The 11749-nt window shown below is 66.5% G+C and carries 9 protein-coding genes; 7 read left to right on the top strand and 2 right to left on the bottom strand.

The window, feature by feature from the left end; translation table 11 throughout:
• Positions 1–6 precede the first annotated feature (6 nt).
• From GDH07_RS14465 to GDH07_RS14435, 7 genes are all read left to right on the top strand, one after another.
• Positions 7–849, top strand: coding sequence for a VOC family protein (locus GDH07_RS14465; RefSeq protein WP_152897984.1), 843 nt, complete (start codon positions 7–9; stop codon positions 847–849).
• Entirely contained in the window at positions 849–2009 is a 1161-nt protein-coding gene (locus GDH07_RS14460; RefSeq protein ID WP_152897983.1) for an FAD-dependent monooxygenase, read from the top strand. The genes GDH07_RS14465 and GDH07_RS14460 overlap by 1 nt, the downstream gene beginning before the upstream one ends.
• Complete coding sequence (locus tag GDH07_RS14455) at positions 2006–2464, top strand: acyl-CoA thioesterase (RefSeq protein WP_053129376.1); 459 nt, start codon at positions 2006–2008, stop codon at positions 2462–2464. The genes GDH07_RS14460 and GDH07_RS14455 overlap by 4 nt, the downstream gene beginning before the upstream one ends.
• Positions 2461–3240, top strand: a complete 780-nt coding sequence (locus GDH07_RS14450) for a maleate cis-trans isomerase family protein (RefSeq protein ID WP_152897982.1) — start codon at positions 2461–2463, stop codon at positions 3238–3240. The genes GDH07_RS14455 and GDH07_RS14450 overlap by 4 nt, the downstream gene beginning before the upstream one ends.
• Entirely contained in the window at positions 3233–4417 is a 1185-nt protein-coding gene (locus tag GDH07_RS14445; protein ID WP_152897981.1) for an acetyl-CoA C-acyltransferase, read from the top strand. Before GDH07_RS14450 ends, GDH07_RS14445 begins: the two co-directional genes overlap by 8 nt.
• Positions 4418–4496: 79 nt before the next feature.
• The gene (locus GDH07_RS14440; protein ID WP_152897980.1) at positions 4497–5408 is read left to right on the top strand and encodes an SMP-30/gluconolactonase/LRE family protein; all 912 of its coding nucleotides are present in this window, start codon (positions 4497–4499) and stop codon (positions 5406–5408) included.
• Between the two features lie 159 nt (positions 5409–5567).
• Positions 5568–6722: an OmpP1/FadL family transporter gene (locus GDH07_RS14435; protein WP_083456825.1), complete on the top strand. Its 1155-nt coding sequence runs from the start codon at positions 5568–5570 to the stop codon at positions 6720–6722.
• Positions 6723–7143: 421 nt separating this feature from the next.
• On the opposite strand, the gene GDH07_RS14430 is transcribed toward GDH07_RS14435, so the two are convergent.
• On the bottom strand, positions 7144–8601 hold the full coding sequence (locus GDH07_RS14430) for an efflux transporter outer membrane subunit (RefSeq protein WP_152897979.1): 1458 nt from the start codon (positions 8599–8601) through the stop codon (positions 7144–7146).
• The gene (locus tag GDH07_RS14425; RefSeq protein WP_103325075.1) at positions 8598–11735 is read right to left on the bottom strand and encodes an efflux RND transporter permease subunit; all 3138 of its coding nucleotides are present in this window, start codon (positions 11733–11735) and stop codon (positions 8598–8600) included. Before GDH07_RS14425 ends, GDH07_RS14430 begins: the two co-directional genes overlap by 4 nt.
• Between the last annotated feature and the right edge of the window lie 14 nt (positions 11736–11749).

Genomic DNA, 11749 nt, shown 5'->3' with positions numbered 1-11749 from the left:
CCGAAAATGGCAAACCAGCCCGTTCTCAAAGGCGTCCACCACAGTGCCAGGCCCACCTGGAAACTGCGCGAGACCGTGGAGTTCTACCGCGACAAATTGGGGCTGCCGCTGGTTCATGCGATCTCGGCCCGTGGTTGGGGACCGTCCAACCACCCCGATTTCCTGCACTTTTTCTTCGACAGCGGCCAGCACAGCACCATCGCGTTCTTCTACTACATCAACACCGAGCAGCCGGACTACACCCAGCCCGTGGCGGACTACCGCTACGAGGCCACCCACACCGCCTGGCGCGTCGACAGCCGCGAGGAGTTGCTGGCCTGGCGCGAGCGCCTGGAGAGCCAGGGCATCGCGTTGATCTTCCAGATCCGCCACGAGCTGATCGAGTCGATCTATTTCAACGATCCGAACGGCTACTACCTGGAGATCACCATCCAGGAGCGGCCGATGGACGCCCTGGACGCCGAGGATGCCACCCGCACCCTGGAAGCGGCCATGGCCCTGGAAGACGGCCTGCAGGCCAGTGGCGGTGCATTCACCAGCATCGACCAGGTATGGCGGGCCAAGGCCAGGGCCATCGATCCCGGGGCCGACGACGAGCTGGCCTTGTACGTGCTCGATGCGCCGGAGTTCTCGCCGTTGGTGCAAGCGGCGCAGCAGGCCAGCGGCGTGCACCTGGAAAAGCTCGGCAACGGCTATTGGAAGATCACCACCGAAGACGCCCTGGTGTTCGAGCGCAAGCAGCTGGGCTTCGTGCCGGCCTTGTGGAACGCCGCGTTGACCGGTGGTTTCGTCGGCCAGGTGAGTGAATTCGACCGTTATCGGTTGCAGATCAGCCGGGGAGAGCAGTGATGAAGATCGCGATTGTCGGTGGCGGCCCTTCGGGGCTCTACCTGGGCTTGCTGCTCAAGCGCGGCGCGCCGGACTGGCAAGTGGAAGTGGTGGAGCAGAACGCGGCGGACGCGACCTTCGGTTTTGGCGTGGTGCTGGCCGACAGCGGGCTGCAGCAACTGCGCGAGGCTGACGAGGCGTCCTATGACGCCCTGTGTGCCGCCACCAAGCAGCACGAACACCAGGTGATCGTGCAGGCGGAAACCGCCATCGATATCCGCCTGCCGGTCAAGGGCGGGGCCATTCCACGCCTGACCCTGTTGCAGATCCTCGAGCAGCAAGCCGAAGCCGCGGGAGTGCGGGTGCATTACCGCGAACGCCTGGAAAGCCTTGCCGACCTGGCCCGCCTGGGGCTGGACGACGCCGATGTGGTGGTGGGCGCCGACGGTATCAACTCGGTGGTGCGCCGGGCCTTCGAAGGCGGTTTCGGCACCACCAGCAGCACCCTGGGCAACCACTTCGCCTGGTACGGCACGCCCAAGGTGTTCGACGCCTCGGCGCTGGTGTTCCGCAAGTATGGCGGCGGGCATTTCGTGGCCCATTACTACGCCTACAGCGACACCATGAGCACCTTCGTCGCCGAGTGCGACGACGCTACCTGGCAGCGCCTGGACCTGGGCAGCCTCAGCGACGGCCAGCGCCAGGCGCTGATGGAAAAGATCTTCGCCCCCGAGTTGCAAGGCGCGCCGTTGCTCGACGGTGGCGCCCGGGTGGTCTGGCGCCAGTTCCCGGTGATCCGCAATGCCCACTGGACCCATGGCCGCCACGTGCTGGTGGGCGATGCCCTGGCCAGCGCGCATTTCTCCATCGGTTCGGGCACGCGCATCGCCATGAACGACTCCATTGCCCTGGCCCGGGCGCTGCTTCATTGCAACGGCGATGCCCTGGCTGGCCTCGCGGCCTACGAGCAGGGCCACAAGCCCAGCAAGCAGAAGCTGATCCGCGCCTCGGAGCGCTCCTACCTGTGGTACGAGGACATGGCGCGCTGGATGGACGACTACAGCGCCGAGCAATTCGTCTACCAGTTCATGACCCGCACCGGCCGCGTGGATGACCAGCGCCTGCGCCGCGAATACCCGGAACTGATGGCGCGCCTGGGTCGTGTCGGGAGCCCGGCATGAACGAGAGTGTCGAGATGGTCGTCGACCATCAGCCGTTCACGGTGCGGCGCACGGTGCGCTGGATCGATTGCGACCCGGCGGGAGTGGCCTTCACCGGGCGTTTCAGCGAGTACCTGATCGGTGCCGTCATGCACTTCTACCGGCATATCGGCTGGGGCCCGGGGGCCAAGGGCGAGGCCAATGTCGGCCTGCCTTGCAAGCACATGGCGCTGACCTTCCACGTGAGCCTGCCGCCGGAAACCACGGTGGACATCATGATCCGGGTCGGAGCGATTCGCGAGCGCAGCTTCGACCTCTTGGCCCATGCCTGGCTGGCGGACGGGCGCCTGGCTTTCGAAGGCGTGTTCGCGCCGATCTGCATCGAGCCACGGGAGCGCCGTGGGGTGCCGATCCCGCCTGCCCTGCGAGACATCCTGCAGTTCCACCACATCACTGATGAAGGGGGCCGCCCATGAATGCGACCTATCGAATTGGCCAGATCGTGCCCAGCTCCAACACCACGATGGAAACCGAGATCCCGGCCATGCTCCATGCCCGGCAACTGATCCGTCCGCAACGCTTCACCTTCCACTCCAGCCGCATGCGCATGCACAAGGTGACCCGCGAGGAGCTGGAGGCGATGAACCGCGAAGCCCTGCGTTGCGCGGCCGAGCTGGCGGACGCCCGGGTGGACGTGATGAGCACTGCCTGCCTGGTGGCGATCATGGCCATGGGCAACGGCTACCACCGCAAGGTCCAGAAGGAGCTGACGGCCATCGCCCGGGCCAACCAGTGCCAGGCGCCGGTGATGACCTCGGCCGGGGCCCTGGTCGAAGGCCTGAAGATCATGGGTGCCAAGCGCATCTCCTTGCTGGCGCCGTACATGCGCAGCTTGTGCGATCGGGTGGTGGAATACATCGAGAGCGAAGGCATCGAGGTGGTCGACTCGATCGCCTTCGAGATCCCCGACAACCTCGAGGTGGGCAAGCGTGATCCGGCGTTGTTGCTCGAGGATGTGCGGCGCCTGGATACCCGGGGCGTGGACGTGGTGGTGCTGTCGGCCTGCGTGCAGATGCAGTCGCTGCCGTCGATCCAGGCGGCCGAGGACGCCCTGGGCATCCCGGTGACTTCCACTGCGGTGTGCACGGTGCGCCGCATGCTCGACCACCTGGGCCTGGAGCCTGTGGTGCCCGGTGCCGGCGCGTTGCTCTCGGGGCGGTATCCGGCGGTGAAGGAGGGGGCCCATGCGTGAGGCACTGATCGTCTCCACCGCGCGCACGCCGATCGGCAAGGCCGGGCGTGGCGCGCTGAACCACATCAAGTCACCGACGCTGATGGGCCATGCCCTGCGCCATGCCGTCGAGCGCGCGGGGGTCGAGCCCGGGGCCATCGACGATGTGGTCATCGGCACGGTGCTGGCCGCCGGGACTGCTGGCTCCAACCTGGGGCGCAATGCGGTGTTCGCCGCCGGTTTGCCGGTCTCGGTGAGCGCGCAGACCCTGGATCGCCAGTGTTCCTCGGGGTTGATGGCGATCGCCACGGCGGCCAAGCAGATCATCGTCGATGGCATGGACGTGGTGGCCGCGGGCGGCCAGGACAATATCTCCGCGGTGCAGCAACGCTATTTCCAGTGGGTCGCCGACGAGCAGGATGACGCGGTGATCCAGGCGGTGCCCCATGCCTACATGCCGATGCTGCAAACGGCGGAGGTGGTGGCGCGCAAGTACGGCATCAGCCGCGAACAGCAGGATGAGTTCGCCTATGTCTCGCAGTTGCGTACCGCCCGGGCCCAGGCCCAGGGACTGTTTGCCGATGAGATCGTGCCTATCGAGGTCCGGCAGCAGATCGTCGACAAGCTCACCGGGGTTTCCCGCTTGCAGGCGCTGACCCTGCACCAGGATGAGGGCAACCGGCCCGAGACCACGCTGGACGGCCTGGCGCGCCTGGCGCCGGTGCTCGATGGCGGAAGCATCACCGCCGGCAATGCCAGCCAGCTGTCCGATGGCGCCAGTGCCTGCGTGCTGGTGGACCGGCGCCTGGCCGAGCAGCGGGGCTACAGCGCGCTGGGCCTGTATCGCGGCATGGCGGTGGCCGGGCTGGCGCCGCAGGAGATGGGCCTCGGCCCGCTGCTGGCCATTCCCAAGCTGCTCAAGCAGCACGGCTTGCAGCTCCGGGACATCGACCTGTGGGAGCTCAACGAGGCGTTCGCCTGCCAGGCCCTGTATTGCCAGCGCCAGCTGGATATCGACCCCGAATGCTGCAACGTCAATGGTGGCGCCATCGCCATCGGCCACCCCTACGGCATGACCGGCGCACGCCAGGTGGGGCACGCGCTGCTCGAAGGCAAGCGGCGCAAGGCGCGCTACGTGGTGGTGTCGATGTGCGTCGGCGGCGGCATGGGCGCAGCGGGGTTGTTCGAGATCGCTTGACGGTGGCGGCCCGCGCCATGGCCCTGCCTGGGGCCGGGGCCGCCACCCACCAGACAACAAACCAGAGGTAGTACGCAAAATGACCGTAGAACAAGAACAATATGCACTGAACGAACTGACCCGCGGCCTGTACTTCGGTGAAAGCCCACGCTGGCGTGACGGCACCCTGTATGTCTCGGACATGCTGGGCAAGAAGGTCTATGCCATCGATGCCGCCGGCAATCGCCGGGTCATCGCCGAAATGCCCCACAAGCCCAACGGCATGGGGTTCTTGCCCAATGGCGAGCTGATCCTCAGCTCCATGCACGAAGCCCGGCTGTACCGCTGGACCCCCCAGGGCCCGGAACTCTATGCCGACCTGTCCGCTGTGTTCACCGGTTATGTCGGCGACATGGTGATCGACCAGCAGGGCCGGATCTATGTCGACGATGTCGGGGCCCGGGTCTTCGAGGGTGAACCGCTCAAGCCGGGGCGCATCGTGATCGTCGAGCCCAACGGCGAGATCTCGGTGGGGGTGGAGGACTGCAACTTCCCCAACGGCATCGTCATCACCCCGGATCAGAAGACCCTGGTATTCGTCGAGACCTTCGCCGAGCGCCTCAGCGCGGTGGACATCGTCGACGGCCAGCTGGTCAACCGCCGCGTACTGCTGGACCTGACGCTGCTGTTCCCTTCGCCAGAAGACCGTGCCCGCAAGCGTGGTTGCGTCGATGGGATCTCCATCGATGCCGAAGGCGGCATCTGGCTGAGCATGCTGCGCGCCGAGCAGTTCATGCGCATCAGCCCCCAGGGCGAAGTCACCCACCGCATCCCGATGCCGGGCTACGAATGCGTGGCCAGCACCTTTGGCGGCGAGGACGGCAAGACCCTGTTCCTGGTGGCGACCAAGGTCGAGGGCGACAACATCTTCGAGGCCATGGTCAACCTGCGCACCGAAACCACGATCTTTACCACCCGCGTTGCCATCGGCAAAGGTGCGGGCCGCCCCTAGCCCCCGGGGCTGAGTGACAGCGGGCGCCTGGGCGCCCGCGTTTGCCTTGTGTACCTATCGACGGTGCCTGCCCGCCAGCAAGCGCCCCGGGCGACGCTGTGCCCGGCGCAGGACCGCCAACCATTGACCTGATCACAACAACTACAAGGAACCAGGGTCATGAACAGATTTTCCCGATTGCTGCTCGCCAGTCCGCTGCTGGTCGCGACCACCGCGGGCGCTTCCAACGGACCGCAGTACGCCGGCTACGGTGCCCAGGCCATGGGCATGGGCGGCGCCGCCATCGCCAACCCCACCGACGCGGTGGCGGCGGTCAACAACCCCGCCGGCATGGGCCTGGTCGGCACCCGGATCGATGGCAGCCTGACCGCCACCACCGGGCAGTTGCGCTCGAACGTGCAGGGCGCGAAGAACAGCGATGACGTGCTGGTGTTCGTACCGGGGTTCGGCGCCAACTACCAGTACCGTCCGGACATCACTGTCGGCGTCGCGGTATCCGGCTATGGCGCCGGTATCGACTACGGCAAGTCGGTGCCGGCCTTCGGCTCCTCGAAGGTCAAGTCCGAGCTGGCGCAGATGCTGGTGGCGCCCACGGCCACCTACGAGTTCCAGCCGGGGCACTACCTCGGCCTGTCGCTCAAGCTGGGGTACGAGACCCTGATGCTCCACGGATTGGAGAACTTCGGCGCGAGCAACGACCGGGACCATGCCCTGGGCGCGGGCCTGGGCATCGGCTACCTGGGGACCATCGCCCCCGGGTTGCGCCTGGGCCTGACCTACTCGAGCCCGGTGTGGTTCCAGAAGCTCGATGCCCACGAGGACATCATCCCCAATGGCCGCCTGAACATGCCGCAGCAGGCGGGCCTCGGCCTGGCCTATGACTCGGGACCCTGGACCTTCGCCTTCGACTACCTGTGGATCGACTGGAGCAGCGAGAAGGCCCTGGCCAATTCACTGACCCAGGGCGGGCCACCGGGAGCCGGCAACGGGCCGGGGTTCGGCTGGCGCGACCAGCAGGTCTTCCGCTTCGGGGTCAACTACCACTACAGCGAGCGCCTGCAGTTGCGTACCGGTGTGTCCCTGGCCAATCACCAGGTTCCGGATCGCGAGGCCACGCTGGTCTCCATCGCCCCCTGCAACCAGCCCAAGAGCCTGCACCTGGGGCTGACCTACCAGGTCTCGGACCAGTTGGAGGTGACGGGCGCCTACATGTACGACTTGCGGCACATCACCAAGGGCGAGGGCGCCAGCGAAGGTGTCGAGGCCGGTGGCGAGCTGCACATGCTGACGGTGGGCCTGGGCTACCGCTTCTAGTCCTCAAGGGTTCCAGGCATGGAAGCCTGGGCAGGGCCGGCGCTCACCAGGCCGGCCGCTGTCCGTCCGCCAGGAGGGCATGGTGCGGCCCGGTGCCCACGATCACCGGGCCGTGCCGCTTTCAAATCACGTTCTTGCGCACCCTGAACTGCGCCCCCGGTCTTCAAAAAGGCCAGGGTGATGGGCTTGTGGTGAGTGACGCCGCAGGCCTCAGGCGGGCCAGGCGCGGGGGCAGGGCATTGCCCTGGTTGATCGGTATGTGTTCGGCCGGTGCGAGCCGGGATGGGGCGGGCAATAAAAAAGACCAGCCATGCAGTGGGGAACTGCATGAACTGGCCAAGCGGGAAGAAACCCGTGGTGTCACCTGGTCCTGGGCGTTCAGCCGAGCGGGGCGTGGCCGCTCGCCTGAACGCCCGCTCAACTACTGGTTGCCGCCTTGGCCTTGGGTGGCCAGGGCCAGGGGCTCGTGGCCGTCCCAGCCACCGCCCAGGGCCTTGAACAGCTTCACTTCGCTGCTGAGCTGGTTCAGCCGATCGCGGATCAGCTGTTGTTGCGCGCCGAACAGTTCACGCTGGGCGTCGAGTACCGCCAGGTAGCTGTCGACGCCTTCGTCGTAACGCTGGTTGGCCAGTGCGTAGTACGCCTGGTCGTTGCTCACCAGGTCGCGCTGGGCCTGTAGCTGCTCGCCGAAGGTACCCCGGGCCGCGAGGCCGTCGGCCACTTCGCGAAACGCGGTCTGGATGCTTTGCTCATAGGCCGCGACGTTGACGTCCTTGAGCACCTTGCGGTAGTCGAGGTTGCCGCGCAGGCGCCCGGCCGTGAAGATCGGCAGGTTGATCTGCGGTGCGAAGCTCCACAGTCCCGACCCTCCCTCGAACAGGCCATCCAGCTCGCGGCTGGTGGTGCCGGCCGCGGCGGTCAGGCTGATGCTCGGGAAGAACGCCGCGCGCGCCGCGCCGATGTCGGCATTGGCGGCCAGCAGGCGATGCTCGGCGGCGCGGATATCCGGGCGCCGTAGCAGCAGGTCGGCCGGCAGGCCCGGGGTTGGCGCGGCCAGCGGTTGCTCGAAGGCCGTGGTCCGCGACAAGCCGGCGGGCAACGCGGTGCCGAGCAGCAACTGCAAGGCATTGACGTCCTGGGCGACCTGGCGCGTGTACAGCGCTTGCTGCACTCGCGCGGTTTCCACCAGGCTGCGGGCCTGGCGCACATCGAGCGCCGACGCGGTGCCGACTTCGCGACTCGACTGGATCAGCTCCAGGCTCTGCCGATAGCTGACCAGGGTCGAGCGTGCCAGTTCCAGTTGTTCCTGGTCGCTACGCCAGGTCAGGTAGGCGATGGTCACATCCCCCACCAGGGCGATCTGCACGCCACGCTGCGCCTCGGCACTGGCCAGGTATTGCTCCAGCGCCGCCCGTTCCAGGCTGCGCAAGCGACCGAACAGGTCGACTTCATAGGACAACCCCAGGGCCACGCTGTACTGGCTCTGGATTCCGGCTTTGCCGCTGGGCGACAGGTCGGCGGGCTGGCGTTGGCGGCTGCCGCCGGCGCTGGCATCGACGCTGGGGAACAGCGCCGAACGCTCGATCCGGTGCAGGGCACGGTAGGCCTCGACATTCAAGGCGGCCTGGCGCAGGTCGCGGTTGTTGTCCAGGGCCGTGGCCACCAGCGTGCGCAGCGACGGATCGCGCAAGAACAGCCGCCAGTCCAGGACCGCATCGCCGGTCTCGGGCTGGGCCTGGTTGGCGGTGGTCGCCTGGTCATAGGCCGCGCCCTGGGGCCAGTCCGCTTGCACGGGGGCAGTGGGGCGCTGGTACTCGGGGATCAGGCTGCAACCGCCAAGGGCTAGCGCCAGGGCGATCGAGAGGCCGGTGCGCTTCATGCCGTTTCTCCTTCAGCGGCTACCGCTGGCTTGTTGCGTTCGAACACTTTCACCACCACTACGTAGAACAGGGGCACGAAGAACACCGCGAGCACCGTGGCGGTGATCATCCCGCCGACCACGCCGGTGGCAATGGAGTGCTGGCTGCCAGCGCCGGCACCCGAGGCGATGGCCATGGGCAGCACGCCGAAGGTGAAGGCCAGGGAGGTCATGATGATCGGGCGCAGGCGCAGCTTGGCGGCCTCGATGGCGGCCTTGGCCAGGGGCAGGCCTTCCTTCTCGTAGAGTTCCTTGGCGAACTCGATGATCAGGATCGCGTTCTTCGCCGACAGGCCGACCGTGGTCATCAGGCCGATCTGGAAGTACACATCGGCCTCCAGCCCGCGCCACAGGGTGGCCAGCACCGCACCGAGGATACCCAGCGGCACCACCAGCATCACCGACACCGGCACCGACCAGCTCTCGTACAGCGCCGCCAGGCACAGGAACACGATCAGCACGGTCAGGGCGTAGAGCATGGGCGCCTGGTCGCCGGTCTGGATCTCCTCGTAGGACAGGCCGTTGTAGCTCAGGCCGATACCCGCCGGCAGCTGCTGCATGATCTGGGCGATGGCCAGCATCGCGTCGCCGGTGCTGTAGCCGGGCGCCGGTTCACCGAGGATCTGCACCGCGGGAATGCCACCGTAGCGTTCCAGCTTGGGCGAGCCGTAGATCCACTCGCCGGTGGCGAACGCGGAGAACGGCACCATCTGCCCCAGGCTGTTGCGCACGTACCATTTGTCGAAGTCTTCCGGGGATATCCGCGAGCTGTCCACGCCTTGCAGGTAGACCCGCTTGACCCGGCCCAGGTCGATGAAGTCGTTGACGTACATCGAGCCCCAGGCCGCGCTCATGGTTTCGTTGATCGCCGCGATGCTGACCTGCAGGGCACGGGCCTTCTCATCGTCGATGCGCACCTGGAACTGCGGTTCGTCGTCCTTGCCGTTGGGGCGTACCGAGCGCAGCTTGGGGTTCTGCGCCGCCAGGGCGAGGAACTGGTTGCGCGCGGCCATCAGCGCCTCGTGCCCGAGGCCGGAGTTGTCCTGCAGGAAGAGGTCGAAGCCCATGGCGTTGCCCATCTCCAGGATCGCCGGCGGCACGAAGGCCATCACCGTGGCGTCCTTGATCTTGGCGAAGCGCTGGTTGGCGCGGCGGGCGACGCTGAACACGTCCTCACCTGCGGCCTTGCGCACGGCCCAGTCCTTGAGCACCACCAGCACCAGGCCGGAGTTCTGCCCGCGGCCGGCGAAGTTGAAGCCGTTGACGGTCATGACGTGCTCGACGCGCTCGCCTTCCTCGTTGACCAGGTAGTCCTTGACCTCCTGGAGTACCGCTTCGGTGCGTTCGGCCGTGGCGTTGAGCGGCATGCGCACCTCGGCCATCATCAGGCCCTGGTCTTCGTTGGGCAGGAACGCCTTGGGAATCTGGGTGAACAGAAAGCCCGTGCCGCCGGTGATCAGCACGAAGGCCAGCAGGTAGCGCCCACGATGCTTGAGCATGCCGCCCACGCCCCGCTCGAAGCGCTGGGTGCTGCGGTCGAAGGTGCGATTGAACCAGCCGAAGAAGCCTTTCTTCTCGTGGTGCGCGTCGCCCTTGGGGGCCTTGAGGATGGTGGCGCACAGGGCCGGGGTGAAGATCAGCGCCACCAGCACCGACAGGCCCATGCAGACCACGATGGTCACCGCGAACTGCTTGTAGATGATGCCGGCCGAGCCACCGAAGAAGGCCATGGGCACGAATACCGCCGAGAGCACCATGCCGATGCCCATCAGCGCACCGGAGATCTGCTGCATCGACTTGCGTGTCGCCTCCAGCGGCGACAGGCCCTCCTCATGCATCAAGCGTTCGACGTTCTCCACCACCACGATGGCATCGTCCACCAGCAGGCCGATCGCCAGGACCATGGCGTACATGGTCAGCACGTTGATGCTCAGGCCAAACAGGGGCAGCAGGGCGAAGGCCGCCAGCAGCACCACCGGCACCGCCAGGGTCGGGATCAGGGTGGCGCGGATGCTCTGCAAGAACAGCAGCATCACCAGGAACACCAGGGCCACGGCTTCGAAGATGGTGTGGATCACCGAATGGATCGACGCTTGCACCACTGGGGTGGTGTCGTAGGGGTAGATGACCTCCACGCCCTCGGGCAGGTAGGCCTTCTGCTTCTCCAGCACCGCCTTGACCGCCTTGACCGTCTCCAGCAGGTTGCCGCCGCTGGCCAGGCGCAGGGCCAGGCCGGCCGATTCCTTGCCCTTGTACTTGGAGGAGATCGCGAAGTTGTCCGAGGACAGGCTGACGTTGCCCAGGTCCTTGACCCGCACTTGCGAGCCGTCGGCCTTGACCTTGACCAGGATCTCCTCGAAATCGGCGACGCTGGTCATGCGCGTCTTGCCCAGCACCGTGGCGTTGAGCTGCACGCCGGAACGGGTCGGCAGGCCGCCGAGCTGGCCGGCGGAGACCTGCACGTTCTGCTCGCGAATGGCCTGGGCCACGTCGCCGGGGGTCAGCTGGTAGCTGTTGAGCTTGCCGGGGTCGAGCCAGATGCGCATGGCATAGGGCGAGCCGAACAGCTGGAAGTCGCCAACGCCGTTGATCCGCGAGATCGGGTCTTGCAACTGCGAGGCGATCAGGTTGCCGAGGTCGAAGTTGTCCAGCTTGCCGGTGTTGTCCACCAGGCCGACGATGAGGAAGAAGTTCATCTGGTACTTCACCACGCGCAGGCCCTGGCGCTGGACCTCCTCGGGCAGGCGCGGGGTGGCCAGTTGCAGCTTGTTCTGCACCTGGACCTGGGCGATGTCGGGGTTGGTGCCCTGCTCGAAGGTGACGATGATGTTCATGCTGCCATCGGCGTTGCTTTCGGCGGACATGTAGCGAAAGCCGTCAAGCCCGGCCAGTTGTTGTTCGATGACCTGGACCACGGTGTCTTGCACGGTCTTGGCCGAGGCTCCGGGGTAGCTGACCTGGATCGAGACCGCGGGTGCGGCGATGTTGGGGTACTGGCTGACGGGCATCTTCAGCAGCGACAGGGCGCCGGCGAGCATCGCGACGATGGCCAGCACCCAGGCGAAGATCGGCCGGTCGATGAAGAAACGGGACATGGATCAGTGACTCC

Source organism: Pseudomonas piscis (assembly GCF_009380155.1).
Classification (GTDB): Bacteria; Pseudomonadota; Gammaproteobacteria; order Pseudomonadales; family Pseudomonadaceae; genus Aquipseudomonas; species Aquipseudomonas piscis.
The sequence above is the reverse complement of the archived record's forward strand: the minus strand, read 5'-3'. Positions and strand labels throughout refer to the sequence as shown.

What these genes read in the sequence shown, in the direction of transcription:
- GDH07_RS14465 (WP_152897984.1), top strand. Translation starts at nt 7, where the DNA reads ATGGCAAACCAGCCCGTTCTCAAAGGCGTCCACCACAGTGCCAGGCCC.
- GDH07_RS14460 (WP_152897983.1), top strand. Translation starts at nt 849, where the DNA reads ATGAAGATCGCGATTGTCGGTGGCGGCCCTTCGGGGCTCTACCTGGGC.
- GDH07_RS14455 (WP_053129376.1), top strand. Translation starts at nt 2,006, where the DNA reads ATGAACGAGAGTGTCGAGATGGTCGTCGACCATCAGCCGTTCACGGTG.
- GDH07_RS14450 (WP_152897982.1), top strand. Translation starts at nt 2,461, where the DNA reads ATGAATGCGACCTATCGAATTGGCCAGATCGTGCCCAGCTCCAACACC.
- GDH07_RS14445 (WP_152897981.1), top strand. Translation starts at nt 3,233, where the DNA reads ATGCGTGAGGCACTGATCGTCTCCACCGCGCGCACGCCGATCGGCAAG.
- GDH07_RS14440 (WP_152897980.1), top strand. Translation starts at nt 4,497, where the DNA reads ATGACCGTAGAACAAGAACAATATGCACTGAACGAACTGACCCGCGGC.
- GDH07_RS14435 (WP_083456825.1), top strand. Translation starts at nt 5,568, where the DNA reads ATGAACAGATTTTCCCGATTGCTGCTCGCCAGTCCGCTGCTGGTCGCG.
- GDH07_RS14430 (WP_152897979.1), bottom strand. Translation starts at nt 8,601, where the DNA reads ATGAAGCGCACCGGCCTCTCGATCGCCCTGGCGCTAGCCCTTGGCGGT.
- GDH07_RS14425 (WP_103325075.1), bottom strand. Translation starts at nt 11,735, where the DNA reads ATGTCCCGTTTCTTCATCGACCGGCCGATCTTCGCCTGGGTGCTGGCC.